General features: G+C 71.2%; 20 protein-coding genes and 2 tRNA genes. 15 read left to right on the top strand and 7 right to left on the bottom strand.

Annotated features, from left to right (window positions below; genetic code table 11):
- Nucleotides 1-72 precede the first annotated feature (72 nt).
- The 9 genes from dnaG (at nucleotide 73) to QUG98_RS07755 (ending at nucleotide 10,881) form a co-directional block, all read left to right on the top strand.
- Nucleotides 73-1,998, top strand: coding sequence for a DNA primase (dnaG, locus tag QUG98_RS07795; RefSeq protein ID WP_289469993.1), 1,926 nt, complete (start codon nucleotides 73-75; stop codon nucleotides 1,996-1,998).
- Between the two features lie 435 nt (nucleotides 1,999-2,433).
- Entirely contained in the window at nucleotides 2,434-4,050 is a 1,617-nt protein-coding gene (locus QUG98_RS07790; protein WP_289469992.1) for an ABC transporter substrate-binding protein, read from the top strand.
- An 84-nt stretch (nucleotides 4,051-4,134) separates the two neighbouring features.
- The gene (locus tag QUG98_RS07785) at nucleotides 4,135-5,241 is read left to right on the top strand and encodes an ABC transporter permease (RefSeq protein WP_434533422.1); all 1,107 of its coding nucleotides are present in this window, start codon (nucleotides 4,135-4,137) and stop codon (nucleotides 5,239-5,241) included.
- Between the two features lie 2 nt (nucleotides 5,242-5,243).
- A complete protein-coding gene (locus QUG98_RS07780; RefSeq protein WP_058729423.1) occupies nucleotides 5,244-6,239 on the top strand; it encodes an ABC transporter permease in 996 nt (331 codons plus the stop codon).
- Entirely contained in the window at nucleotides 6,236-7,921 is a 1,686-nt protein-coding gene (locus tag QUG98_RS07775) for an ABC transporter ATP-binding protein (protein WP_289469991.1), read from the top strand. Before QUG98_RS07780 ends, QUG98_RS07775 begins: the two co-directional genes overlap by 4 nt.
- Before the next feature lie 142 nt (nucleotides 7,922-8,063).
- On the top strand, nucleotides 8,064-8,996 hold the full coding sequence (locus QUG98_RS07770; RefSeq protein ID WP_289469990.1) for an ATP-binding cassette domain-containing protein: 933 nt from the start codon (nucleotides 8,064-8,066) through the stop codon (nucleotides 8,994-8,996).
- Entirely contained in the window at nucleotides 8,993-10,015 is a 1,023-nt protein-coding gene (locus tag QUG98_RS07765; protein WP_289469989.1) for a D-isomer specific 2-hydroxyacid dehydrogenase family protein, read from the top strand. The genes QUG98_RS07770 and QUG98_RS07765 overlap by 4 nt, the downstream gene beginning before the upstream one ends.
- A gap of 136 nt (nucleotides 10,016-10,151) precedes the next feature.
- Nucleotides 10,152-10,224 (top strand) — tRNA-Asn (locus tag QUG98_RS07760).
- 129 nt (nucleotides 10,225-10,353) lie between these two features.
- Nucleotides 10,354-10,881: a hypothetical protein gene (locus tag QUG98_RS07755; protein WP_289469988.1), complete on the top strand. Its 528-nt coding sequence runs from the start codon at nucleotides 10,354-10,356 to the stop codon at nucleotides 10,879-10,881.
- 79 nt (nucleotides 10,882-10,960) lie between these two features.
- Here the strand turns inward: QUG98_RS07755 and def are convergent, their stop codons facing one another.
- Complete coding sequence (gene def, locus QUG98_RS07750; RefSeq protein ID WP_058729426.1) at nucleotides 10,961-11,536, bottom strand: peptide deformylase; 576 nt, start codon at nucleotides 11,534-11,536, stop codon at nucleotides 10,961-10,963.
- A gap of 39 nt (nucleotides 11,537-11,575) precedes the next feature.
- Between def and QUG98_RS07745 the strand changes: the two genes are divergently transcribed.
- The 6 genes from QUG98_RS07745 (at nucleotide 11,576) to QUG98_RS07720 (ending at nucleotide 16,664) form a co-directional block, all read left to right on the top strand.
- Nucleotides 11,576-12,487 (top strand): DMT family transporter, encoded by a 912-nt coding sequence (locus QUG98_RS07745; protein ID WP_289469987.1) that lies wholly within the window; start codon nucleotides 11,576-11,578, stop codon nucleotides 12,485-12,487.
- 216 nt (nucleotides 12,488-12,703) lie between these two features.
- On the top strand, nucleotides 12,704-13,924 hold the full coding sequence (locus tag QUG98_RS07740) for a glycosyltransferase (RefSeq protein WP_353067836.1): 1,221 nt from the start codon (nucleotides 12,704-12,706) through the stop codon (nucleotides 13,922-13,924).
- A gap of 13 nt (nucleotides 13,925-13,937) precedes the next feature.
- A tRNA-Ile gene (locus tag QUG98_RS07735) sits at nucleotides 13,938-14,011 on the top strand.
- 29 nt (nucleotides 14,012-14,040) lie between these two features.
- On the top strand, nucleotides 14,041-15,168 hold the full coding sequence (locus tag QUG98_RS07730; protein WP_353067835.1) for an AI-2E family transporter: 1,128 nt from the start codon (nucleotides 14,041-14,043) through the stop codon (nucleotides 15,166-15,168).
- Nucleotides 15,165-16,001, top strand: coding sequence for a DUF1684 domain-containing protein (locus tag QUG98_RS07725; protein ID WP_289469986.1), 837 nt, complete (start codon nucleotides 15,165-15,167; stop codon nucleotides 15,999-16,001). The genes QUG98_RS07730 and QUG98_RS07725 overlap by 4 nt, the downstream gene beginning before the upstream one ends.
- A 183-nt stretch (nucleotides 16,002-16,184) precedes the next feature.
- Complete coding sequence (locus QUG98_RS07720) at nucleotides 16,185-16,664, top strand: DUF3145 domain-containing protein (RefSeq protein WP_081984811.1); 480 nt, start codon at nucleotides 16,185-16,187, stop codon at nucleotides 16,662-16,664.
- Nucleotides 16,665-17,109: 445 nt separating this feature from the next.
- Here the strand turns inward: QUG98_RS07720 and QUG98_RS07715 are convergent, their stop codons facing one another.
- From QUG98_RS07715 to aceE, 6 genes are all read right to left on the bottom strand, one after another.
- A complete protein-coding gene (locus QUG98_RS07715; protein WP_289469985.1) occupies nucleotides 17,110-18,354 on the bottom strand; it encodes a beta-ketoacyl-[acyl-carrier-protein] synthase family protein in 1,245 nt (414 codons plus the stop codon).
- 113 nt (nucleotides 18,355-18,467) lie between these two features.
- Nucleotides 18,468-18,716 carry an acyl carrier protein gene (locus QUG98_RS07710; protein WP_058729431.1) on the bottom strand — a complete coding sequence of 83 codons (249 nt, stop codon included), beginning with the start codon at nucleotides 18,714-18,716 and terminating at the stop codon, nucleotides 18,468-18,470.
- A 92-nt stretch (nucleotides 18,717-18,808) separates the two neighbouring features.
- Entirely contained in the window at nucleotides 18,809-19,798 is a 990-nt protein-coding gene (locus QUG98_RS07705) for a beta-ketoacyl-ACP synthase III (protein ID WP_289470168.1), read from the bottom strand.
- A 62-nt stretch (nucleotides 19,799-19,860) separates the two neighbouring features.
- The gene (locus QUG98_RS07700) at nucleotides 19,861-20,814 is read right to left on the bottom strand and encodes an ACP S-malonyltransferase (protein ID WP_289469984.1); all 954 of its coding nucleotides are present in this window, start codon (nucleotides 20,812-20,814) and stop codon (nucleotides 19,861-19,863) included.
- A gap of 94 nt (nucleotides 20,815-20,908) precedes the next feature.
- The gene (locus QUG98_RS07695; protein WP_058729433.1) at nucleotides 20,909-22,138 is read right to left on the bottom strand and encodes a PucR family transcriptional regulator; all 1,230 of its coding nucleotides are present in this window, start codon (nucleotides 22,136-22,138) and stop codon (nucleotides 20,909-20,911) included.
- Between the two features lie 7 nt (nucleotides 22,139-22,145).
- Nucleotides 22,146-24,890 (bottom strand): pyruvate dehydrogenase (acetyl-transferring), homodimeric type, encoded by a 2,745-nt coding sequence (aceE, locus tag QUG98_RS07690; protein WP_289469983.1) that lies wholly within the window; start codon nucleotides 24,888-24,890, stop codon nucleotides 22,146-22,148.
- Nucleotides 24,891-25,118 lie beyond the last annotated feature (228 nt).

Below are 25,118 nucleotides of genomic sequence, written 5' to 3'. Positions count from 1 at the left end.
CCGGCCGTCCTGCTCTCCACAGGCGGACGCTCGACGTCCGCCGGGGTCGGCCGCACGAACTAGGATCGAGGGGTGGCTGGCAGGATCGCGCGGAACGACATCGACGAGGTCCGCTCGCGTGTCAACATCGCCGACGTCGTCGGTGACCACGTCACGCTGAAGTCGGCGGGCGTCGGCTCGCTGAAGGGCCTGTGCCCCTTCCACGACGAGCGTTCCCCGTCCTTCCACGTGCGGCCGCAGGTCGGCCGGTACCACTGCTTCGGGTGCGGCGAGGACGGCGACGTCTTCGAGTTCATCATCAAGATGGACCACACCACGTTCCAGGAAGCCGTCGAGCGGATGGCTGCGAAGATCGGCTTCACGCTCCACTACGAGGAGGGCGACGGCCCTCGCACGGACTACAACCAGCGTGCCCGGTTGATCGCCGCGAACGAGGCAGCGCTCGAGTTCTACCAGTCGCAGCTCACCTCGGCGGCGGCCGAACCGGCTCGCCGCTTCCTCGGGGAGCGCGGCTTCGACCCGGCGGCGGCCCAGCACTTCGGTGTGGGCTTCGCGCCGCAGTCGTACGACGCGACCCGCGAACACCTGCGCGGCCGGGGCTTCTCGATGGACGAGATCCTCGCGGCGGGGCTCGCCGGCCAGGGCGACCGCTCGCCGTACGACCGGTTCCGCGGTCGGCTCGTGTGGCCGATCCGCGACGTCACCGGTGCCACGATCGGGTTCGGCGCGCGCCGCCTGCTCGACGACGACAAGGGCCCGAAGTACCTCAACACCCCCGAGACGCCGATCTACCACAAGAGCCAGGTGCTGTACGGGCTCGACCTCGCCCGGAAGGACATCTCGAAGGGCAAGCAGGTCGTCATCGTCGAGGGCTACACCGACGTGATGGCGTGCCACCTGGCTGGCGTGACGACCGCGGTCGCGACGTGCGGAACGTCGTTCGGCGTCGACCACATCAAGGTGCTCCGGCCGATGCTCGGTGACTCCGCGAACGCGCACCTCTCGCAGCTCGGCGACATCGTCTTCACCTTCGACCCCGACGAAGCCGGACAGCGGGCCGCGGCCCGGGCCTTCGCCGAGGAGAGCCGGTTCGCGTCGCAGACCTACGTCGCCGTCGCGCCTGGTGGCCTCGACCCGTGCGACCTCCGGCTCGCCCGGGGTGACGCCGCCGTCGAGCGGCTGATCGACACGAAGCGGCCGATGTTCGAGTTCATCATCCGGCGCCGCCTCGCCGCCCACGACATCGAGACCGCCGAGGGGCGCGTTGCCGGCCTGCGCGACGTCGCGCCGGTCGTCGCCGGCATCCGTGACCGCACCCTCGCGAGTGCCTACGTCCGTGAGACCGCCAAGTGGCTCGGGGTCGACATCCCCGAGGTTCGGCGCGCCGTCGACGCGGCCCGACAGCGGTCGGGCTCGGCGCCGTCAGACCGATCGGGAGGCCCGGTGCCGGTCGGGCAGGCCGGCCCCGGTGGCGAGCTGGTCACCCCGGCCGAGGAGCCGGTGGCCGGCCTGCGGCTGCTGCCGAACGACCCGATCACGCGGATGGAACGCGATGCCGTGATGGCGATGGTGCAGCAGCCCGCGCACGTCGGGGCGCCGCTGCTCGGGCTCGCCGCCGGCGCGACGTTCTCGGCGCCGATGCTGTCCGTGGTGCGGGATGCCGTCGTGGCGAACCTGGACTCGATCGGCGCGGCCAACTGGCTCGACCGACTGCTGCAGGACGTCCCGGCGCCGTTCCGTGGCCTCGTGCAAGAGCTCGCACTCGCGCCGATCCCCGCGCGCACCGACGAGGACCTCGCGCTCTACGCACGGAGCATCGTCGTGGCATTGGTCGAGCGCGACCTGCTCGCCCGCAAGGCGTCGCTGCTCGGGCAGCTGCAGCGCGCCGACCCCTACGAGCAGGCTGATCGGCGTGCCGAGATCCAGCGCCAGCTCGTCGACATCGATGCGCAGCGGATGCGACTCCGCGCCGATGCCGAGGCGGCAGCGCAGGACTGACCCGCGGGGGCGTTCGTCGCGTCGGCGTTGATCCGGGTCGGCTGTGCTCGTGCCGGTCGGCCGCGCTCGTCCGGGTGGGTTGTGCTCGTTCGGGTCGCACGACCTGCCGCGCGCGGTCGTCCTGGTCGCACGACCTGCCGTCCCCACCCGAACTGAGCGGCATGTCGTGCGACCGCGATTCGTGAGCTGTCTCCCGCGCGCCGCCGCCCCGAGCCCCGCGTTGCACCACGCAACTATCCTGCGCGACACGCCGCACTCTGGCGCGCGCATCATGCGTCACCGGTGCCGTTCGCGCATTACAAGGGTGTAAACAAATCTCCCTCGAATCGTGGAGTTCCGTGTCAGGGTGGTACCAATGAGCGTTCCCGGCGGGCCTCACAGTCGAACCACCGCCCGCCGTGAACCCCTTGCGAACCAACAAGAGAGAGAGCGGACATGGCATCCGTGAACAAGTGGGGCAGGCGCGGCATCGCGCTCGGCGCCGGAGTGGCAGCGACGGCGCTGGTGCTGACCGGCTGCGCGAGCAGCAGCGTCTCCGACACCGAACTGAACGGCCTGAGCATCGGGACGACGGACAAGGTCACGTCCCTCGACCCGGCCGGCTCGTACGACAACGGCTCGTTCGCCGTGCAGAACCAGGTGTTCCCGTTCCTGATGAACACCCCGGTGGGCAGCCCGGACGTCAAGCCGGACATCGCCGAGAGCGGTGAGTTCACGAACGACACGACGTACACGGTGAAGCTCAAGAGCGGGCTGAAGTTCGCCAACGGGCACGACCTGACCTCGAGCGACGTGAAGTTCTCGTTCGAGCGCGAGCTGAAGATCAACAACGAGAACGGCCCGCAGTCCCTGCTCGCCAACCTCAAGAGCATCGACACCCCGGACGACACCACGGTCGTGTTCAACCTCGACCACGCCGACCAGACCTGGCCGCAGGTGCTCTCGAGCCCCGCCGGTCCGATCGTCGACGAGCAGGTGTTCTCGGCCGACGAGCTCACGCCGGCGGCGGACATCGTCAAGGGCAACGCGTTCGCCGGGCAGTACGAGATCACCTCGTACAAGGAGAACGACACGATCCAGTACAAGGCCAACCCGAACTACGACGGGCTCCTCGGCAAGGCGAAGACCGACGAGGTCACCGCCAGCTACTACACCAAGGAGACCGACCTCAAGCTCGCCGTGCAGAAGGGCGACGTCGACGTGGCGTACCGCTCGCTGACGCCGACCGACATCGCGGACCTGCGCAAGGACGACTCGGTGAAGGTCACCGACGGCCCCGGCGGCGAGATCCGCTACCTGGTCTTCAACTTCAACACGCAGCCGTTCGGCGCGAGCCAGTCCGACGCGGACCAGGCGAAGGCCCTGGCCGTCCGCCAGGCAGTCGCGGACGTCGTCGACCGCGAGAAGCTCGCGAAGGACGTGTACAACAACACGTACTCGCCGCTCTACTCGATGGTGCCGGACGGCCTGACCGGTGCCGCGAAGCCCTTCGAGGAGCTCTACGGCAACGGCAGCGGCGGCCCCGACGTCGACAAGGCGAAGGAGACCCTGTCGAAGGCGGGCGTCAGCGGCAAGGTGCAGCTCGACATCCAGTACGCGCCGGACCACTACGGCTCGACCTCGGACGACGAGTACGCCGAGCTCAAGACGCAGCTCGAGAACTCGGGCCTGTTCACCGTGAACATCCAGTCGACGGTCTACACGACCTACGCGCAGGAGCGCACGAAGGACGCCTACCCGGTGTACCAGCTCGGTTGGTTCCCGGACTTCTCGGACGCCGACAACTACCTGTCGCCGTTCTTCACGAAGGACAACTTCGTGCAGAACCACTACGACGACCCGGAGATCCAGCAGCTCATCTCCGAGGAGCAGCAGGAGTCCGACAAGGACAAGCGCGCCGAGCTCATCGAGCAGGCGCAGGAGCGCGAGGCCACGCAGATCTCGACGCTGCCGCTCCTGCAGGGCAAGTCCGTGGCGGTCGCGGGCAAGGACGTCAAGGGCCTGACCCTCGACTCCTCGTACAAGTTCCGCTACGCCACCCTCTCCAAGTAACACCGACGTCGGCCCACGGGGGCGTTCCCAGGAGGAGCGCCCCCGTGACCGCGTCCCGAACGGCACCGAAAGGCACCCGTCCCCGTGACCCTCAGCACCCCCGAGGCGACACCGGAACTGGCCACCGACCCCACCAAGCCCCAGGCACAGCGACGTGCCCGTGGGCAGGGCGGCGGACTCGGCCGGTACATCCTGGTCCGCTTCCTCCTCATCTTCCCGACGGTGTTCATCCTGGTGACGCTCGTCTTCTTCCTGATGCGCGTCATCGGGAACCCGATCACGGCCTCGGTCGGCGGCCGACTCACCCCGACGCAGCTGCAGGAGCGCCTGCACGCCGCCGGGTACGACCGCCCGGTGATCGTCCAGTACCTCGAGTACCTCGGCAACATCGTCCGCGGTGACTTCGGCACGACGTCGACCGACAACCGGCCGATCACCGAGGTCATCGTCACGTACGGCGGTGCGACCGCCGAGCTCGTCTTCTACGCGCTCATCGTCGCGCTCGTGCTCGGCATCCCGCTCGGCATGCTCGCCGCGTACCTCCGCGACAAGTGGCCCGACGTCCTCTTCCGTGCCCTCGCGATCCTGACGTACGCGACCCCGGTGTTCTTCGGCGGTCTGCTCCTCAAGCTCGTCTTCTCGGTCTGGCTCGGCTGGCTCCCGCTCGGCGACCGTGCGTCGACCCGGGTCTCGCTCATCCTCGACAACATCCCCGGCGCGTCCGGCATCTACATCATCGACGCGCTCCGCACCGGCAACGCGCAGGTGATCGGCGACGTGCTGTCGCACGCCGTCCTGCCCGCGCTGACGCTCGGCCTGCTCACCGCCGGCATCTTCCTGCGGCTGGTGCGCGCCAACATGATCGGTTCGCTCGGCTCCGAGTACGTCGACGCGGCGCGCTCGCGGGGCGTCCGGGAGGCGCGGCTCGTCCGGACCCACGCCTTCCGTCCGGCGCTGGTCCCGATCATCACCGTGATGGGTCTGCAGATCGCCATGCTGCTCGGCGGGTCCGTCCTCACCGAGACCACCTTCGGGTGGCGCGGGCTCGGCTTCGAGCTCAACCAGTACCTGTCGGCCCGCGACTTCGTCGCGGTCCAGGGCATCGTCGCGATGCTCGCGGTGATCGTCGCGGTGACGAACTTCATCGTCGACGTCGTCGCGGCGCTGATCGACCCGAGAGTGAGGTTCTAGCGATGGCCGACACCTCGCTCGTCGACCGCCACGAGCCGCTCTGGAAGCGGCTCCCCGTGGTGGTCCAGCTCCGCAGGAGCACCGGCTGGCAGCGCGCCATGCTCATCACCGGCGTGGTCATCTGCGCCCTGTACCTCGTCGTCGCGATCGCCGCGCCGCTCATCGCCCCGTACGGCTTCGGCCAGCTGCAGGGTGCCGACGGCCAGGGCTTCCCGCGCACCTCGCCGCCGAGCCCCGAGCACATCTGGGGCACGACGGTGGGCGGCTTCGACGTCTTCAGCCGCGTCGTGTTCGGCGCCCGCACCGCGGTCCTCGTCGTCATCGTCGCCGTGGTCGTGTCGATCACCATCGGCGTGATCCTCGGCATGGTGTCCGGGTACATCGGGGGGTGGCTCGACCGGATCCTCGTCGTGGTCGCGGACGCGATCTACGCGTTCCCGTCGCTGCTGCTCGCGATCGTCGTCTCCATCGTCATCTCGGGCGGCAACTCGAGCTACTCCGGTGGCATCATCGCGGCGGCGATCTCGATCACGGTCGTCTACGTCCCGCAGTACTTCCGGGTCGTCCGCGCCGAGGCCGTCCGCCTGAAGAACGAGGCGTTCGTCGAGTCCGCCCGGGTCATCGGCACGAACCCCTGGCGCATCATGACCCGGCACGTGCTCCGCAACTCCACCCGCAGCCTGCCGCTCATCCTGACGCTCAACGCCAGCGACGCGATCCTGACCCTCGCCGGCCTGGGCTTCCTCGGCTTCGGCATCGGTCCGACCAGCGGCGCCGAGTGGGGTTACGACCTCAGCCGTGCGCTGTCGGACGTCGCCTCGGGCGTGTGGTGGACGGGTGTCTTCCCGGGTGTCGCCATCGTGGTGCTCGTGCTCGGTGTGACCTTCATCGGTGAGAGCCTGAACGACATCTCCGACCCGCGCCTCCGTGCGCGTCGGCGGCTGAAGCAGCTGGTGTCCCGCAAGCAGGCCGCCAGCACGGAAGGGGCGACGGCATGACCGACGCAACGAACGACCAGCAGGGCCGGCCGGTCGCGGTCGTGGACGACCTGACCGTCACGTTCGCCACCGACAACGGTGCGGTCGACGCGGTCAAGGGCGTCAGCCTCGACGTCCGTCCGGGCGAGGTCCTCGCCCTGGTCGGCGAGTCCGGCTCCGGCAAGTCCGTCACGGCGCGGAGCATGCTCCGTCTGATGCCCGAGACGGCGACCCTCGGCGGCGCGGTGTACCTCGACGGCACCGACGTCGTCAGCGTCGGCGCGGCGAAGCTCCGCGAGCTCCGCGGGACCGCCGGTGCGATGGTCTTCCAGGAACCGTCGACCGCGCTCAACCCAGTCTTCACCGTCGGGTGGCAGATCGCCGAGGGGCTCCGCGCGCACGGCGGCGTCTCGAAGAAGGAGGCCCGCGCGAAGGCGATCGACTACCTGCGCCGAGTCGGCATCCCCGATCCGGAGACACGCGTCGACCACTACCCGCACCAGTTCTCCGGCGGTCAGAAGCAGCGCGTGGTCATCGCGAGCGCGCTCGCCCTCGAACCGAGCGTCATCATCGCCGACGAGCCGACCACGGCCCTCGACGTGACGGTGCAGGCGGAGATCCTCGACCTGCTGCGCCGGTGCCGCGACGAGTTCGGTGCGGCGATCGTCATCATCACGCACAACATGGGCGTGGTGGCCGACCTGGCGGACCGGGTCGCCGTGATGTACCAGGGTGAGGTGGTCGAGGAAGCGCCGGTCGCGCAGCTCTTCGCCGCCCCGCAGGCCGACTACACGAAGCGCCTGCTCGCCGCGGTGCCCCGGCTCGAGGCGTCGACCGGAGCCGCCCGCCGCGCCGCGGTCGCGACCGACGTCGAACCGCTCGTCAGCGCGAAGGGGCTCGAGATCGAGTACCCCGGTCGCCTCGGCGCCCATGCGTTCAAGGCCGTGAAGGGCGTCGACCTCGACATCCGTCCGGGCGAGGTCCTCGGGCTGGTGGGGGAGTCGGGCTCCGGCAAGACCACCATCGGTCGGGCGATCGCGGGTCTCACGCGCATCACCGGCGGGTCGCTGGACGTCCTCGGCACCGAGATGCTCGGGTACCGCGAGCGGGACTTCAAGCGGCACCGCAAGGACATCGGGTTCGTCTTCCAGGACCCGGCGACCTCGTTCAACCCGCTGCTGACGATCGCCGAGTGCGTCGCCGAGCCGCTCGTCGTGCACGGCGAGGTGTCGAACCCGCGGGCCGCCCGGAAGCGTGTCGGCGAGCTGCTCGAGATGGTGCAGCTGCCGGCGTCGTACGGCGACCGCTACCCGCACGAGCTGTCGGGTGGTCAGCGGCAGCGTGCGTCGCTCGCCCGCTCGATCGCCCTCCGGCCGAAGCTGCTCATCGCGGACGAGCCGACCAGTGCGCTCGACGTGTCGGTGCAGGCCCGCGTGCTGGAGCTCTTCCTCGAGCTGCAGCAGGACCTCGGGTTCGCGTCGCTGTTCATCAGCCACGACCTCGCCGTCGTCGGTGCGCTGTCCGACCGCATCGCGGTGCTCTACCGCGGCGACCTGGTCGAGACGGGCACCACGGCCGAGGTCCTCGGCGCGCCGCAGCACCCGTACACGCAGCGCCTGCTCGCGTCGCTGCCCGTCCCGGACCCGGCGGAACAGGCCGAGCGACGGCGTACGCTGGTGGAACTGGAGAACGCCGGGTCCTGACCCGACGCGACCGGCCTGGAGGCGCGACCTGCGTCGGCGACGCACGTCGCGCCTCCCGGCCGGTCACCTCCACGGCACCACCGACGACGAGACACCGGTCCGTCGCGACACCGCCGCCAGGGGGCGGCGCGGAAGGGGACCCATGATCGCGGTGAACGGCCCGGCGGTCGTCGCAGACGACGTCTCGATCGAGTACCGGGGCGTCCGTGGCTCGGAGTCGATCCGTGCGGTCGACGGGGTCAGCCTGACCGTCCGCCAGGGCGAGATCCTCGCGCTCATCGGGGAGTCCGGGTCCGGCAAGAGCACCTTCGCCGCCGCGATCGCCGGCCAGCTCGGCGCGACCGGCGAGGGCGAGGGAGCGCACCGCCGCCAGATCGTCGGCGGCGAGCTCACCGTGCTCGGGCAGCACGTCCGCGGACTCCGTCCCTCGTCGCGGAAGGCGCAGCGCCTGACCGGCCGCATCGGCTACCTGCCGCAGGACGCCGCCGACCGGCTGAGCCCCGACCTGACCGTCGGCGAGGCGATCGCCGAACCGATCTACGCCCGCGACCGGCGGTTCGACCGCCGAGAAGCCGGTCTCATGGTCGCGCGACTCGTCGACGCCGTGCACCTGCCCCTCGGCATCATGCGGCTCAACACGTGGGAGCTCTCGAGCGGCCAGCGGCAGCGCGTCGCTCTCGCTCGAGCCCTGATCCTGGAGCCGCAGCTCCTCGTCGCCGATGAACCCGCTCGCGGCGTCGACGTCCTGGTCCGCCAGTCGGTGCTCGAGGCGCTGACCAACCTGCAGCGCGGCCGGCAGTTCTCGGCCGTCGTGGTGTCGAGTGACCTCCGTGAGGCCCGGGCCCTCGCGGACCGCGTCGGCGTGCTCGCCGAGAGCCGTCTCGTCGGTCTCGGCACCTTCGACGAGGTCCTCGACAACCCCGTCGATCCCTACGTCCAGACGCTCGCCGCGACGGCCTCGCGCCCCGTGAAGCGCCGCACCCCCGCCACCGGCGCACCGCGCCGCTCGTCCGCACCCCGTCGTCCGGTCGGCGCCGGTACCGGCCCCCGCACCGAGCGTCAGGAGAACGCATGAGCACCACCAGCGCACCGGACACGGCGAGCAGTCGAGGGCACCGCGCGGTCGTCACGGACGCGGGCGCACCGCTGCCCGTCGACCCGCCCGAGGCCGGGCCCGTCGCGATCCTGCCGACGGCGGCCGACCTGCACGCGGACGCGGTGCGGGACGCCGGCGGGACGGTCGGCGACCTCGGCGCGGACACGCGGGGGATCGTCTGGCTCGACGCGCGCGACCCCGACGGGCTCGAGGCCGCGCTGGCCGAGGCCCCCGGTGTCGGCTGGGTCCAGCTGCCGTTCGCCGGGGTCGACGCGTTCGCGCACCTGATCCAGGAGCACGGGGACCGGGTCCTCTTCACGTCGGCCAAGGGTGCGTACGCCGAGCCGGTGGCCGAGCACGCCCTCGCGCTGACGCTCGCGACGCTGCGGGTGCTGCAGCAGCGCGCTCGTGCGACCTCCTGGGCGACCGAGCCCGAGGGCGTGTCGCTCTACGGGCGGAACGTCGTCGTCATCGGCGCCGGCGGGATCGCGCTCGAGTACCTCCGGCTCGTCGCACCGTTCGAGGTCTCCGTCACCGTCGTGCGCCGCTCCGCCGACCCGGTGCCGGGCGCCGACCGCACCGTCACGACCGCGGAGCTCGACGAGGTCCTGCCCGACGCGGACGTGGTCGTCGTCGCGGCGGCCATGACGTCTGGCACCGCGAAGCTGTTCGACGCACGCCGCTTCGCACTGATGAAGCCCTCGGCGCGCCTGGTGAACATCGCGCGCGGGGGACTGGTCGACACCGACGCACTCGTCGCGGCACTCCGCGACGGCACGATCGCCGCCGCGGGGCTCGACGTGACCGACCCGGAGCCGCTGCCGGACGGTCACCCGCTGTGGGACGAGCCGGGCGCGATCGTCACGCCGCACCAGGCGGACACCCCGGACATGGTGGCGCCGCTGCTGGCCGAGCGCGTCCGCACCAACGCCAGGGCGTTCCTCGGCGGATCCGGCGACGGGTTCGTCGGCGTCGTGGACCCGGCCGCCGGGTACTGAGCGGCGCCCGCGCGCGGGTTCGCCGGCGGGGCGTCGGCGCGGCACGCCCGGGATGCGCGGCCGATGCGCGGAGCGGGCTCGGGGTGCTGCTATGCTGTTACCCGTTGTTCGCAAGACATTCGCCAGCGGACAGTGATCCTCGATAGCTCAATTGGCAGAGCAGCCGGCTGTTAACCGGCAGGTTGTTGGTTCGAGTCCAACTCGGGGAGCAGAACGGCCCTCACCCTCCGGGTGGGGGCCGCTTGCGTTGTCGACGCGGCTCCCTCGGCGTCGGACGCCCGATCGGGTTCCGGCTGGCTCGCAGGCGCCGTGCGGGCGGAAGCTGTTAGCGTTCACAGGTGATCACCGTCCGCCGAGCCCTCGCCGCGGTGGTCGTCGTCCTCGGAGCGGCGGGGCTGACCGCCTGTACCACGGGGCAGCCCGAGCCGGAGGACTCGTTCGACACCGCCTCCCGGTCCGAGGTCTCGGCGACGGGCAGCGCCCCGATCGTCTTCGCGTTCGTGTGCAGCGGCGCCGCGGACGGCAGCACCGACTCGGGCGATGAACCGAGCGACGATCCCGACGGCACGGCCGAGACCTACACCACCTACGCCGCCGTGTGGGAGGCCGAGCGCACCGACTGCCGCGCCGAGCGCATCACCGGCACGGAGATGTCCGCGCAGCAGCGTGCCGCCGTGCGGGCGACCGACGGCGCCGCGACGCTCGAGGAGCTCGCCGCGACCTGCGCGGAGCGCGGGGCGTCGCCGTGGCGGGACGTCGTCTCGACGCCGGAGCAGGCCGACCTGGCAGCCGGGCTCGTCGCGTACTGCCCCGGGCACCCGGACCGCGCCCGTCTGCAGGACGCGTTGTCGGTCTACCGGGGCTGAGCCGCGCCTCCAGGGCGGCCACCGTCCTCGGCGGGGCCTCGTGCGCGGGACGCGGCTCCGTGCGCGGAACGCCGTTCCGTCAGCCCTCGGGGTGGTCGCGACCGGGCAGCCACGACCTGCCCGGCCCACCCCAGCTGTTCTTGCGGATCGCCTTCGCGACCTGCTTGCCGTACGGGTGCACGAGCCGGTCCGCGTACAGGGTGCCGTCGAGGTGGTCGTACTCGTGCTGGAAGACGCGGGCGAGCCAGCCGTGCGCCTCGATCTCGAACGGCTCGCCGTGCTCGTCGACCGCGCGGAGCAGGACGCCCTCGGCGCGGCGGAGCGGGAAGCGCTCGCCCGGGATCGAGAGGCAGCCCTCGGACTCCTCGTCCTCGTCGAGCTCCTCGACCGACTCCGGCACGGGCGGGGTGGTCCAGAGCACCGGGTTCACGGCGACACCGCGGTGCAGGACCTCGTCGTCGTCGGTCCACGAGTACACGAACAGGCGCTTGCCGACCCCCACCTGCGGGCCCGCGAGGCCGACCCCGGGGGCGAGGTCCATCGTCTCGTACATGTCCTGCACCAGGGAACGGAGGTCGTCGTCGAACGCGGTGACCTCGGTCGCGCGCTCGTGGAGGACGGGTTCGCCGGTGATGCGGATGGGGAGGACGGGCATTCACCCAGGTTATCCGGCCAGGACCGGTAGCCTCATCGCGTGACGACGGACCTCCCGATCCCGGACGCGGTCAACCTGACGCCGTTCCAGGCCCTGATGATCCCCGTCGCGCTCGTCGGCGCCGTCTTCCTGTCACTCGGGGCGCAGTTCCAGAGCCGCGGGGTGCAGCGCGTCGAGGCCCGGCTCGGTCGGCAGTCGAAGGGTCTGTCGGTGCGGCACGTCCTCGGCCTGCTCGGCAGCGGCTGGTGGGTCCTCGGCACGCTCATGCTCGGGCTCGCGGTCGTGCTCCAGCTCATCAGCATCACCAACGCCCCGCTCATCGTCGTGCAGCCGCTCGGCGCCGTCGCGCTCGTCATCACCACGTGGTTCTCGTCGCGTTCGTCGGGCGTCCCGCTCGGGCAGCAGGCCCGTCGAGCCGTCTGGACCTGCATCATCGGCGTGGGCATCTTCGTCGGCATCGCCGCGGTGGTCGGTCGCGAGAGCGCGATCACGCACCAGCAGCTCGTCACGATCTTGGTGGTCCTGGCGGTCGTGCTCGTGGCCGTGCTCCTGTCGTTCCGGTTCGCGGCGAAGCGGGCGAGCGCCATGTACTACATCGTCGGGGCGGGGGTGCTCTACGGGTTCGTCGCGACGTTGGCGAAGGTGGTCCTGAACCGCTTCCTGCACGGCACGTTCGACTGGTTGACCGCGATCGCGATCGTCGGGGTCGTCGTGGCGGCCGCGCTCGGCGGGTACTTCGTGCAGAACGCGTACTCGAGCGGGTCGGCCGACCTGGTGATCGCCGGGCTCACGGTCATCGACCCGATCGTGGCGGTGGGGATCGGTGTCATCGTGCTCGGCGAGGCGGCAGGGGCGCCGTGGATCGCGGTGGTCGGGTTCCTGGTCGCCGCGGTCATCGCCATCGCCGGGGTGTTCCTGCTCGCGAAGCACCACCCCGAGACGCGGCGCTGACGGCGCACGCGGTCGGGGCGCGCGGTCGGCGGTGGGTCGGTGCGTGGGCGGCGTCCGGTCGGTGCGTGGGCGGCGTCCGGTCGGTGCGTGGGCGGCGTCCGGTCGGCTCGCGGTCGGCGTCTCGTCGGCTCCGGCGGTCGTCCGCGAGGCTGACGCGTGCGCTCGGGACCGTGCGGTACCGTCGAGGCCCGACCAGCAACCGCCCACGAGAGGACGATGCCAGCCGTGTCAGAGGACGCCACCACCGCCACCGCCGAGCCGACGGGTGCGACGGGCGGGTCCCGACCGCTGCGCGTCATGATCGCGGCCGACACCTTCCCGCCCGACGTCAACGGCGCCGCCACCTTCGCCGAGCAGCTCGCCGTCGGCCTCGCCGAGCGCGGGCACGAGGTCCACGTCGTCGCCCCCGCGTCGAGCGCCCACCACGGCACCTTCGACGAGGAGCACCGCGGGGTAGTGCTCACCGTGCACCGTCTCAAGTCCTACAAGTGGCCGTGGCACGCCTGGCTGCGGTTCGTGTGGCCCTGGAGCGTCCGCAAGTGGACCGCGCCGATCCTCGACGCCGTGCAGCCGGACGTCCTGCACATCCAGTCGCACATCGTCATCGGGCGCGGGATCGCGCACGAGGCCCACGAGCGCGGCATCCGCATCGTGGCGACGAACCACTTCATGCCGGAGAACCTGCTCGAGTACGTGCCGTTCGGCCGCCGGACCCTGCCGATCGCCCTGAAGATCGCGTGGAACGACGCAGCCAAGACCTACCGGCTCGCCGACGCCATCACGACCCCGACCGTCCTGGCCGCCGACTACCTCCGACACGCCATCGCCGGACAGCGGGTACTCGCGATCTCCTGCGGTCTCGACGCCTCGCGCTACACCGCACGGAGCGGACGGCCCACCGGCAACGACATCGTCTTCGTCGGCCGTGTCGCCCCGGAGAAGAACCTCGACGTGCTCGTCCGGGCGCTCCCGCTGCTGCCGGCGGAGCTCCACGCGACGCTCACCATCGTCGGCGGCGGCGAGATGATCCCGAAGCTGAAGACGCTCGTGCAGGAGCTCGGGCTCACCGACCGCGTCCGGTTCGCCGGGTTCGTCTCGGACGAGGCCAAGCGCCGGGCGCTGACGAACGGCACCGTGTTCGCGATGCCCTCGACCGCGGAGCTGCAGAGCATCTCCTCGCTCGAGGCGATGGCGTCCGGGCTGCCGGTCGTCGCCGCGGACTCGATGGCGCTGCCGCACCTGATCGACGGCAACGGGTACCTGTTCACCCCGGGCGACGTCCAGGACCTCGCCGCGAAGCTCGCGCAGGTGCTGCAGGCCTCGGAGACCGACTACCAGGCGATGCGGGAGCGCAGCCTGGCCATGATCGAGGCACACGACATCAACCGCACGCTCGCGACGTTCGAGTCGCTGTATCGTGGGGAGCCGGTGGCCTGACGGTCCCCGACGAGGGGCGGTAGCCAAGCTGGTCAAGGCACTCGGCTCATAACCGAACGATCGCGGGTTCAAGTCCCGCCCGCCCTACCGAGCAGTCCAGAAAGGCTGGCCCGCCCGTGCACCTGCCCCGACGACGAGACACCCCCGACGACCACGGACCGACCCCGAACGTGACGTTCGAGGCCACCCGGGTCGGTACCGGCGTGCGCGTCAACGCCTTCCGCATCGGGTTCATGGGCGCCCTCGGCGTGCTCATCGCCCTGCTCGCCGGCGTGATCGTCCAGCAGCTCAGCACGGTCCTCGTCTACATCGGCGTCGCGCTCTTCCTGTCGCTCGGCATCGACCCGCTGGTCTCCTTCCTCGAGCGCTTCATCCCGCGCTGGGCGGCGATCACCATCGTCGTGGTCGGGGTGCTCTCCGCCTTCGCCGGCGTGGTGTTCGCGGTCGTCCCGATCCTCATCCAGCAGGCGACGAACCTCGTCCAGAACTTCCCGGAGATCATCCAGGACATCTCGCGGCAGGAGTGGTTCCAGGACCTCTCGCAGCAGTTCGCGGGCGCGTTCGACGTGGATCACGCCCTGCAGTCGCTGCAGTCCTTCGTCGAGGACCCGGGCAACCTCCTGAGCCTCGGCGGCGGCATCCTGGCGGTCGGCAGCGGCATCCTGTCCGGGCTGACCGGGGCCGTGATCGTCATCATCCTGATGCTGTACTTCCTGGCGTCGATGCGCGGCCTCAAGTCGATGGCGTACCGCTTCGTCCCGGCGACCCGTCGGCAGAACTTCATCGACGTCAGTGAGCAGATCACCCAGGCGGTGGGTCGGTACGTCGTCGGGCAGATCAGCCAGGCGCTCATCAACGGCATCCTCAGCCTGGTCTTCCTGCTCGTCATCGGCGCGCCGCTGCCGGTGCTGCTGGCGACCTTCGCGTTCCTCGGCTCGCTCATCCCGCTGGTCGGCACCCTGGCCGCCGCGGTCGTCATCTCGCTGCTCTGCCTGTTCGCCTCGCCGGCCACCGCCCTGGCCGCCGCGATCTACTACCTCGTCTACATGCAGGTCGAGGCGTACCTCATCTCCCCGCGCATCATGTCCCGCGCGGTGCAGGTCCCCGGCGCCCTCGTGGTGATCGCCGCGGTCGCCGGCGGCACGATCGGCGGCGTCCTCGGTGCCCTGGTCGCCGTGCCGGTCGCCGCCTCGGTGATCATCATCGTGCAGAAGGTCATCTACCCGCGCCAGGAGCAGTCGTGACCGGTCTCACCGAGCACGTCGCCGCGCGGGACGCCTGGGCCAGGAGCCCCCGCGGCCCGCTCGCCCTGGTGAACGCGCAGCACGTCGACCGCCCGCAGCCGGTGTGGCCGGTCGCGGGACAGTGGGCACCGGCTCCGGGCGGGCTCACCGTCACCGCCGCCGCGTCGGACGGCGTCGTGGTCGACGGCGTCCCGGTGGACGGCACGGTGCTGGTCGCCGGCGACACCGCGGTGGTGCCCTCGACGGTCGCCTTCGCCGACGGGCTCGCCGGGACGGTGCACGGCTGGACGATCGACAGCCGGACACCCGACGGCCAGACCCTCCGGGTCTGGGACCCGGCGTCCGACGCGGTGTCCCGCTTCGCTCGCATCGCCCGCTTCGCCCCGCGTCCGGAGGGGTGGGTCACGACGGGCAGGTACGCACCCCGGTCCGGCCTGGAGGCACCCGGTCACCTCACCGACGCCGCCGGCGACGCCCTGCCGATCGCTGGCTCGATCACGACCACCGTCGACGGGGTCACCGTCCGTCTGACCGCGGCCCGGTCCGCGCCGTTCCACGGCCGGCCGCGGCTGCAGCTCATCGTGCAGGACACCACCAGCGCGCTGCCGGAGGACGACCCCGGCAGCTCGTACTCGATGGGCCGCTTCCTGTACCTCGACGAGCCGGACGGCGCCGCCGACGTCACCCTCGACTGGGAGTGGCTCGTGCTGCCGCCGTGCGCGTTCTCGTACCAGTACGCCTGCCCGGTCCCGCCGGAGGAGAACCGGATCCCGGTCTCCCTGACCGCGGGGGAGCGGCACCCGGTCGACGGCACCGGCGCCGTGCTGCACTGAGCTCGTCCCCACCCGTTGCCCGACGGGTGTGGCGTTCCCAGCGCGGACGCTGCATAATGGGCGTGTCCGCAGGGACATCACAATCTGATACCGATGGTTCCGCTACCGGGACTCCGCACCACAGGTCGATGGGGAAGTCGCACCTGACGAAGCGGAGGAATCGTGAACGGAACGACGACAGGGGTGCTCTACGTGCACTCCTCACCACGCGCGCTCTGCCCGCACGTCGAATGGGCAGCAGGTCGCGCGATGAGCCGCGCCGTGAACTTCTCGTGGCTCGACCAGCCCGCGCTCGACGGTTCCCGTCGCACGGAGTTCACCTGGACCGGGCAGGTCGGCACGGGCGCGGCGATCGCCTCTGCCCTGCGCGGCTGGGAGCACCTGCGCTACGAGGTCACCGAGGAGCCCACGGCGCAGTCCGACGGTGGGCGGTGGATGCACACGCCCGACCTCGGCGTCTTCTTCGCGCAGACGGACGTGTCGGGCAACATGGTCGTCCCCGAGGACCGTGTGCGCTACGCCATGGAGGTCGCCGGCAGCAACGCCCTCGAACTCCACCGTGAGCTCCGGCTGGCCCTCGGGCAGGCCTGGGACGACGAACTCGAGCCCTTCCGGCACGCCGCCGAGGGCAACCCCGTCGTCTGGCTGCACCGCGTCGGCTGACCGCAACCGCTTCCTCCGCACCACCTCGGACGCCGCCCGCTCCCTCCGGAGCCGGCGGCGTCCGTCGTCCCCACCGGAGTCGGGCGTGCGCCCTGCGCCCTGCGCCTCCCGATGCCCCCGTGGTCGCACGACATGCCGCCGGCGGACGTCCTGGTCGCGGGACATGCCGTCGGAGCGGGAGCTGAGCGGCATGTCGTGCGACGAGAGGTTCCACACTGCGTCGGCCGACGCTCGCTGTCCAAGTCGCACGACTCGCCGCGGGCGGACATTCCGGTCGCAGGACTCGCCGTCGGGGCCGGAGGTGAGCGGCACGTCGTGTGACCAGAACGGACCGGACGGGGCCGGAACGGGGCGCGGGGCCGGGACCGGGCGCCGGGACGGACGGAGGCCCGCCCTGCGGACGCAGGACGGGCCTCCAGGCCGACGCGGGGCCGGCGACGACGGATCAGGCCGTGCGGAACGCCACCACGGCGTTGTGCCCGCCGAAGCCGAACGAGTTGCTCACCGCGAGCAGGTCGCCCGCGGGCAGCTCGCGCGGCGCGGTCGCGACGTCCATCACGATCTCCGGGTCCTGCTCGGTCAGGTTGATCGTCGGCGGCGCGACGCGCTCGTGCAGCGCCATGACCGTGAACGCGGCCTCGATCGCACCGGCGCCGCCGAGCAGGTGCCCGGTCGACGCCTTGGTCGCGGAGACGACCACGTTGTCGAGGTGGTCGCCGAAGACCCGGCGCATCGCGTGGTACTCGGCCACGTCGCCGACCGGGGTCGAGGTGGCGTGGGCGTTGACGTGGACGACGTCCTCGCGGGCGGCGTCGGCGTGCTCGAGGGCGGTGATGACCGCGCGGGCGGCAGCGCTGCCCTCGGGGTCCGGAGCGGTGATGTGGAACGCGTCCGAGGTGATGCCGGCACCGGCGACCTCGGCGTAGATCGTCGCGCCACGGGCCTCGGCGTGTTCCTTCGACTCGAGGATGAGCGCCGCGGCGCCGTCGCCGAGCACGAAACCGTCGCGCGTCACGTCGTACGGCCGCGAGGCGGTCTCGGGGGAGTCGTTGCGGCGCGACAGGGCCTGCATCGCGGCGAACGCGGCAAGGGGCAGCGGGTGCAGCGCGGCCTCCGCACCACCGGTGATGACGATGTCGGCGTCGCCGTCGGCGATGTGCCGGTAGGCCTCGGCCAGCGACTCGGTGGACGAGGCGCAGGCGGACAGGTACGTGCGGGCGCCACCGCGGGCGCCGAACTCCATCTCGATGGCGGCGGCGGGGCCGTTCGCCATGAGCATCGGGACCGTCATCGGCATGACGCGGCGCGGGCCCTTCTCGCGCAGGGTGTCCCAGGCGTCGAGCAGCGTGTTGACGCCGCCGATGCCGGTCGCCCAGTCGACGATGAGGCGCTCGGGCACGACGGTCTCGGGGTCGATGCCGGCGTCGGCCCAGGCTTCACGGGCGGCGACGAGCGACAGCTGCGACGAGGGGTCGAGGCGCTTGGTCTCCGGGCGGGTGAGCTGGTCGGTGAGGAAGCGGCGCGCCTGGCCGGCGAACTCGACGGGGATCTCGAGCGACGAGTAGCGCTCGTCCTCGATGCGGGTGATGCCGGACCGGCCGGCGAGCAGCGCCTCCCAGGTCTCCCGGGCGGTCGCGGCGAGGGGTGTGATCGCACCGATCCCGGTGACGACGACGGTCTTCTTGGTCATGGAACGACGTGTTCTTTCGTGTGGACGAGTCGGCGGGACGACCGCCGTTGTGAACGAGGAGAGCGCCGCGGACCGCGGAGTGTGCGCGGTCCGCGGCGCTCAGGAAGCTCGCGTCAGGCCTGGGCCTTGGTGATGTAGTCGACGGCGTCGCCCACGGTCTTGAGGTTCTTGACCTCTTCGTCCGGGATCTTCACGTCGAACTTCTCCTCGGCGTTCACGACGATGGTCATCATCGAGATCGAGTCGATGTCGAGGTCGTCGGTGAACGACTTGTCGGCGGCGACGGTGTCGGTCGCGATGCCGGTCTCGTCGTTGATCAGCTCGGCCAGGCCGGCGAGGACTTCTTCGTTGGACAGGGCCATGGGTGTTCTCCTTGAGGGGGGTGTCGTTTGACCGTGGACCAGCCTAGGGCACGAGTGGTACGGGTGCCCGGAGCCGAGCCGGGATGGGGGGACTAGGGGAGGACGACGACCTGCGCACCGAACACGAGACCGGCACCGAAGCCGATCTGCAGCGCGAGACCGCCGGAGAGCTCCGGGTGCTCCTCGAGCAGGCGGTGGGTGGCGAGCGGGATGCTCGCTGCCGAGGTGTTGCCGGTCGTGGTGATGTCGCGGGCGATCGTCACCGTGTCGGGCAGACCGAGCTGCTTCGCGAACTCGTCGATGATGCGGATGTTCGCCTGGTGCGGCACGAACGCGACGAGGTCCTCGGGACGGACGCCGGCGGTCTCGAGTGCCTGGCGCGCGACCTTGACCATCTCCCACACGGCCCAGCGGAAGACCGTCTGACCGGCCTGGCGCATCGTCGGTCTCGGGGCACCCGCGGCCCACTCGTTGTAGGTCGCGGTCATGCCGATGGCGTCCCACTTCGAGCCGTCCGAGCCCCAGATGGTCGGGGCGATGCCGGGGAAGTCGCTCGGGCCGACGACCGCGGCACCCGCACCGTCTCCGAGCAGGAACGAGATCGAGCGGTCGGTCGGGTCGACCACGTCGCTGAGCTTCTCGGCACCGACGACGAGCACGTGGTCGGCGAGGCCGGACTTGATGAACGAGTCCGCCTGGGCGATGCCGTACGCGTAGCCGGCGCAGGCCGCGCTCACGTCGTAGGCCGCCGCGGGCGTCGCGCCGATGCGCTCGGCGAGCAGGGACGCCATCGACGGCGTCGCGACGGTGTGGGTCACGGTGCTGACGAGCACGACGCCGATCTGGTCCGGCGTGATCCCGGCCTTCTGGATCGCCTCGCGCGCGGCGGTCTCGGCGAGGTCGACCGCCTCGACGTCGGCGCCGGCGCGCTTGCGGGTGACGATGCCGGTGCGCTGCCGGATCCACTCGTCGGACGAGTCGATCGGGCCGACGAGGTCGTCGTTCGGCACGACGTGCTCACCGCGGGCGGCGCCGAACGCCAGGATGCGGGTGTACTCGTGGCCGCGACGCTGCTGCAGCATCGGCCGGGAGGCGCGGGTCGCGTCCGTCCCGTCGGCTGCGGGGGACGGCGAGGTGGCGTCGGTCATGCGGTTGCGTCTGCTTCCTGGCCTGCGGTCTCGCTGTCGTGCTGCAGGAGCTCGATCGCGGCGGGCAGGTCGTCGGGGGTCTTCACGGCGACGGTGGGGGTGCCGCGCAGGCCGCGCTTGGCGAGCCCGACGAGCGCGCCCGCCGGCGCGAGTTCGATGATGCCGGTGACGCCGGCGGCCGAGAACGACTCCATGACGGCGTCCCAGTGCACGGGGTTCGCGATCTGGCGGACCATCAGGTCGACGAAGTGCCGGCCGCCGTCGACGCGCGAGCCGTCCGCGTTCGTCCAGATCGGCAGCGTCGGGTCCTGCACCGTGGTGGCGGCGGCGACGGGTGCGACCCGGTCGACCGCGGGGGCCATGAACCGGGTGTGGAACGCACCCGCGACGGCGAGCGGGACGACCCGGGCGCGCGCGGGCGGCTCGGCGGCCAGTGCGGCGATGCCCGCGGCGGGCCCGGCGACGACGGTCTGGCCGCCGCCGTTGTGGTTGGCGGGCACGAGACCGTGCTGCTCGAGGGTCGCGGCGACCGCGTCGGCGTCGCCACCGAGCACGGCGGCCATCGACGTCGGCTCGAGCGCTGCGGCGTCGGCCATCGCCCGACCGCGCTCGGCGACGAGGGCGACGGCGTCGGTGGGCTCGAGGATCCCGGCGACACCGGCAGCGGTGAACTCGCCGACCGAGTGTCCGGCGACCCCACCGACCAGGGCGCGACGGCCGTCGGCGAGCAGGGCGTCGGCGGTCACGAGTCCGGCGGCGACGATGAGCGGCTGCGCGAGCGCGGTGTCCTTGATGGTGTCCGCGTCGGAGTTCGTGCCGTGCTCGACGAGGTCGACGCCGATCGCCTCGGACCACGCCCCGACGCGGTCACGGACGGCGGAGTCCTCGAGCCAGGGGGCGAGGAAGCCGGGGGTCTGGGAGCCCTGTCCGGGCGCGACGACGACGATCACCGGTCAATCCTTGCTGCCCTGGTCGTTCCGGTCCGTGTGGACATCCGACAGCGATCCGGCGGGGACGTTGTGCGATCCCTACCGGGACGGGTCGTCAGCGACGGTTGGGCAGGCGGCGTCGGCCGGCGTTCGACTCGGACATCGCGCCGAGGATGAGCGCCGACTGCACGATCAGGGCGTCACGGGCGTGCGTGGCGTCCCACCCGATGACGTCGGCGACGCGGCGGAGCCGGTAGCGGACGGTGTTCGGGTGCACGAAGAGCTCGCGTGCCGTCGCCTCGAGCGAGCGCCCGGTGTCGAGGTAGCACCAGAGCGTCTGCAGCAGCTCGGTCGACTGGTCCTTCAGCGGCACGTAGATGCGCTGCACCAGGGCCGACCGGGCGAGCGGGTCTCCAGCGAGGGCCCGCTCCGGGAGCAGGTCGTCGGCGAGGGCCGGACGGGGGGCACCACGCCAAGCCCGCGCGACGGCGAACCCGGCGAGGGCCCCCTTCGCGCTGGTCGAGGCGTCGACGACCCCGGGGACCTCGTTGCCGAGCACCAGGTGCCCCTCGCCGAAGGACGGCTCGAGCGCCTGGGCGATGGCGGTGAAGGACACCGGCTCCTCGCCCTCGGGCACGTCGTCGCGCGGGGTGGCACGACCGATGACGACCACGAGCCGCGAGCCCTGCACGCCGATGAGCACGTCGGCGTCCATGTGCCGCGCGGTCCGGCGGATCTGGTCGACCTCGAGCTGCTTCGGCGCGTTGCCGACCAGGACCGCGACCTCGCCGTGGCCGTGCCAGCCGAGCGCGGCGATGCGGGAGGGCAGCTCGTCGTCGTACTCGCCCGACAGGATCGAGTCCACGACCAGGGCCTCGAGCCGTGCGTCCCACAGGCCGCGGGCCTCGGCGGCGCGGGCGTAGACGTCGGCTGCTGCGAAGGCGATGTCGCGCGAGTACTTCAGGATCGCCTCCTGCAGCATCTCGTCGTCCTTCGCGCGCTCCTCGACGACGGTCACCACGACGCGGATGAGCTGCAGCGTCTGCTGCAGGCTCACCGAGCGCAGGAGCTCCCGCGGTGCGGAGCCGAACACGTCCGCCGCGGCGATCCACGGCGTCGAGGCGGTGCCCTCGAGCCACGAGATGAACGAGGTGATCCCCGCCTGGGCGACGAGTCCGACGGCGGACCGGCGCCCTGGTGGCATCTCGCTGTACCAGGGCAGCGTGTCCTCGAGCCGCTTGATCGTGGCGGTGGAGAGTTCGCCCGACACCTGCCGGAGCCAGGAGAGCGCGCGTTCGCGTTCCCTCTCCTGGCTCGCGGCAGGGACGGTGCGGGGGGTGCTCACCGGGGGATCAGGCCTCTCCGCCCGCGCTGCCGGTGGTGCCGGCGTTCACGTCGTGCAGGCGGTACTTGTCGATCGCCTGCTGGACGACGGCGCGGTCGACCTTGCCCTGCTTCGCGAGCTGCTGCAGCGTCCGCACGACGACCGAGGGGCCGTCGATGTGGAAGAAGCGGCGGGCCGCGGGACGGGTGTCCGAGAAGCCGAAGCCGTCGGCGCCGAGCGTGGCGTAGTCGGTCGGCACGAACGGACGGATCTGCTCCTGCACGGCGTGCATGAAGTCGCTCACCGCGACGACCGGACCCTCGGTGCCGAGCAGGCGCTCGGTCACGTACGGGGTGCGCGGCTGCTCGTCCGGGTGCAGGAACGCCTGCTGCTCGGCGTCGAGACCGTCGCGGGTGAGTTCGCCCCAGCTCGTGACGCTCCAGACGTCGGCGGACACGCCCCAGTCCTCGGCGAGGAGCTGCTGCGCCTCGAGGATCCACGGCACCGCGACGCCGGACGCGAGCAGCTGGGCCTTCGGGCCGTCGTGCTCGCTCGGCTTGAGCAGGTACATGCCCTTGACGATGCCCTCGACGTCGACGCCCTCGGGCTCGGCGGGCTGCACGATGGGCTCGTTGTAGACCGTCAGGTAGTACATGACGTTCGGGTCGGCGTGCTTCGGTGAGCCGTCCTCGTTCGTGCCGTACATGCGCTCGAGGCCGGACTTGACGATGTGCCCGATCTCGTAACCGTAGGCGGGGTCGTACGACACGACCGCCGGGTTGGTCGCCGCGAGGAGCGGCGAGTGCCCGTCGGCGTGCTGCAGGCCCTCACCGGTCAGGGTGGTGCGACCGGCGGTGGCGCCGATCATGAAGCCGCGCGCCATCTGGTCGCCGGCCGCCCAGATCGCGTCACCGGTGCGCTGGAAGCCGAACATCGAGTAGAAGACGTAGACCGGGATGAGCGGCTCGCCCTGCGTCGAGTACGACGTCCCGATGGCGGTGAACGCCGCGAGGGCACCTGCCTCGTTGATGCCGACGTGGACGATCTGGCCCTGCGGGCTCTCCTTGTAGGCCAGGAGCAGCTCGCGGTCGACCGACGTGTAGTGCTGGCCGTTCGGGTTGTAGATCTTCGCCGTCGGGAAGTAGGCGTCCATGCCGAACGTGCGTGCCTCGTCCGGGATGATCGGGACCACGCGGTCGCCGAAGTCCGGGGAGCGGAGCAGGTCCTTGAGCAGGCGGGCGAACGCCATCGTCGTGGCGACCTCCTGCTTGCCGGAGCCCTTCTTGACGACCTGGTACTTCGACTCGTCCGGCAGCGTGAACTGCGTGTACTTCGTCCGGCGCTCCGGCACGTACCCGCCGAGCGCGCGACGACGCTCGTGCATGTACTGGATCGCCTCGTCGTCGTTGCCCGGGTGGTAGTACGGCGGCGTGTAGGGGTTCTCCTCGAGCTGCGCGTCTGAGATCGGGATGCGCATCTCGTCGCGGAACTGCTTGAGGTTGTCGAGGGTCAGCTTCTTCATCTGGTGGGTCGCGTTGCGGCCCTCGAAGCTCGGCCCGAGGCCGTAGCCCTTGACGGTCTTCGCCAGGATGACGGTCGGCTGGCCCTTGTGCTCGGTCGCGGCCTTGAACGCGGCGTAGACCTTGCGGTAGTCGTGGCCGCCGCGCTTGAGGTTCCAGATCTGGTCGTCCGAGTAGCCCTCGACGAGCTGGAGCGCCTTGGGGTCGCGCCCGAAGAAGTTCTCGCGGACGTAGGCGCCGTTCTCGGCCTTGTACGTCTGGTAGTCGCCGTCGGGCGTCGCGTTCATCAGGTTGAGGAGCGCGCCCTCGGTGTCACGGGCGAGCAGGTCGTCCCACTCGCGGCCCCAGACGACCTTGATGACGTTCCAGCCCGCGCCGCGGAAGAACGCCTCGAGCTCCTGGATGATCTTGCCGTTGCCGCGGACGGGTCCGTCGAGGCGCTGGAGGTTGCAGTTGATGACGAAGTTCAGGTTGTCGAGGCCGTCGTTCGCCGCCACCTGCAGCTGCCCGCGCGACTCGACCTCGTCCATCTCGCCGTCGCCGAGGAACGCCCAGACCTGCTGGTCGGCGGCGTCCTTGATCCCGCGGTTGGACAGGTACTTGGCCTGCTGCGCCTGGTAGATCGCGTTGATCGGGCCGATGCCCATCGACACGGTCGGGAACTGCCAGAAGTGCGGCATGAGGCGCGGGTGCGGGTAGGACGACAGCCCACCGCCCGCGTGCGACTTCTCCTGGCGGAAGCCGTCGAGCTGGTCCTCGCTGAGACGACCCTCCATGTAGGCGCGTGCGTACATGCCGGGGGAGGCGTGGCCCTGGAAGAACACCTGGTCGCCGCCGGACGGGTGGTCCTGCGCACGGAAGAAGTGGTTGTAGCCGACCTCGTACATGGCGGCGCTCGACGCGTACGTCGAGATGTGGCCGCCGACTGCGACACCGGGGCGCTGGGCACGGTGCACCGTGATGGCGGCGTTCCACCGGATCCACCGGCGGTAACGGCGCTCGAGTTCCTCGTCACCGGGGAACTCGGGCTCGTCCTCGGGCGCGATCGTGTTGACGTAGTCCGTCGTCGGGACCATGGGCACGCCGAGGTGCAGCTCGTTCGAGCGCTTCAGCAGGCTCTGCATGATCTCGCGGGCCCGCTGGTGGCCGTGCGTCGCGACGAGCCCGTCGAGCGACTCACGCCACTCTGCGGTCTCCTCGGGGTCCTGGTCGGTCCCTGCGGTGCTGCGCGGGTCCTGGTCGTTCACCGTCACCCTTGACCTCGTTCGTTCTCGTGGTGGTGGACATGGGGGCCACCGGTGGTCGGGTCACGACCGGATGGGGCCCACACCACCTTAGGCCCCAGGACCGACGCCTTCGCTGATGGTGACGTGCAGGTGGACGGGTACTTGCGTCCTGGTGTCGTCGGCGTACGATTGCCGATCGTGCACGGGCGACCCGCACGTGCGCACGCGACACGGGCACACCCCACGCCCGAGGAA

Origin of the sequence: Curtobacterium subtropicum, assembly GCF_030362975.1 — a bacterium.
Taxonomy (GTDB): domain Bacteria; phylum Actinomycetota; class Actinomycetes; order Actinomycetales; family Microbacteriaceae; genus Curtobacterium; species Curtobacterium subtropicum.
The sequence above is the reverse complement of the archived record's forward strand: the minus strand, read 5'-3'. Positions and strand labels throughout refer to the sequence as shown.

Excerpts from the sequence above, each read along its gene's own strand:
- QUG98_RS07770 (WP_289469990.1), top strand. The coding sequence starts at position 8,064 with ATGATCGCGGTGAACGGCCCGGCGGTCGTCGCAGACGACGTCTCGATC.
- QUG98_RS07775 (WP_289469991.1), top strand. The coding sequence starts at position 6,236 with ATGACCGACGCAACGAACGACCAGCAGGGCCGGCCGGTCGCGGTCGTG.
- def (WP_058729426.1), bottom strand. The coding sequence starts at position 11,536 with ATGCCCGTCCTCCCCATCCGCATCACCGGCGAACCCGTCCTCCACGAG.
- QUG98_RS07765 (WP_289469989.1), top strand. The coding sequence starts at position 8,993 with ATGAGCACCACCAGCGCACCGGACACGGCGAGCAGTCGAGGGCACCGC.
- QUG98_RS07780 (WP_058729423.1), top strand. The coding sequence starts at position 5,244 with ATGGCCGACACCTCGCTCGTCGACCGCCACGAGCCGCTCTGGAAGCGG.
- QUG98_RS07705 (WP_289470168.1), bottom strand. The coding sequence starts at position 19,798 with ATGCTGCAGCAGCGTCGCGGCCACGAGTACACCCGCATCCTGGCGTTC.
- QUG98_RS07710 (WP_058729431.1), bottom strand. The coding sequence starts at position 18,716 with ATGGCCCTGTCCAACGAAGAAGTCCTCGCCGGCCTGGCCGAGCTGATC.
- QUG98_RS07740 (WP_353067836.1), top strand. The coding sequence starts at position 12,704 with ATGCCAGCCGTGTCAGAGGACGCCACCACCGCCACCGCCGAGCCGACG.
- QUG98_RS07715 (WP_289469985.1), bottom strand. The coding sequence starts at position 18,354 with ATGACCAAGAAGACCGTCGTCGTCACCGGGATCGGTGCGATCACACCC.
- QUG98_RS07790 (WP_289469992.1), top strand. The coding sequence starts at position 2,434 with ATGGCATCCGTGAACAAGTGGGGCAGGCGCGGCATCGCGCTCGGCGCC.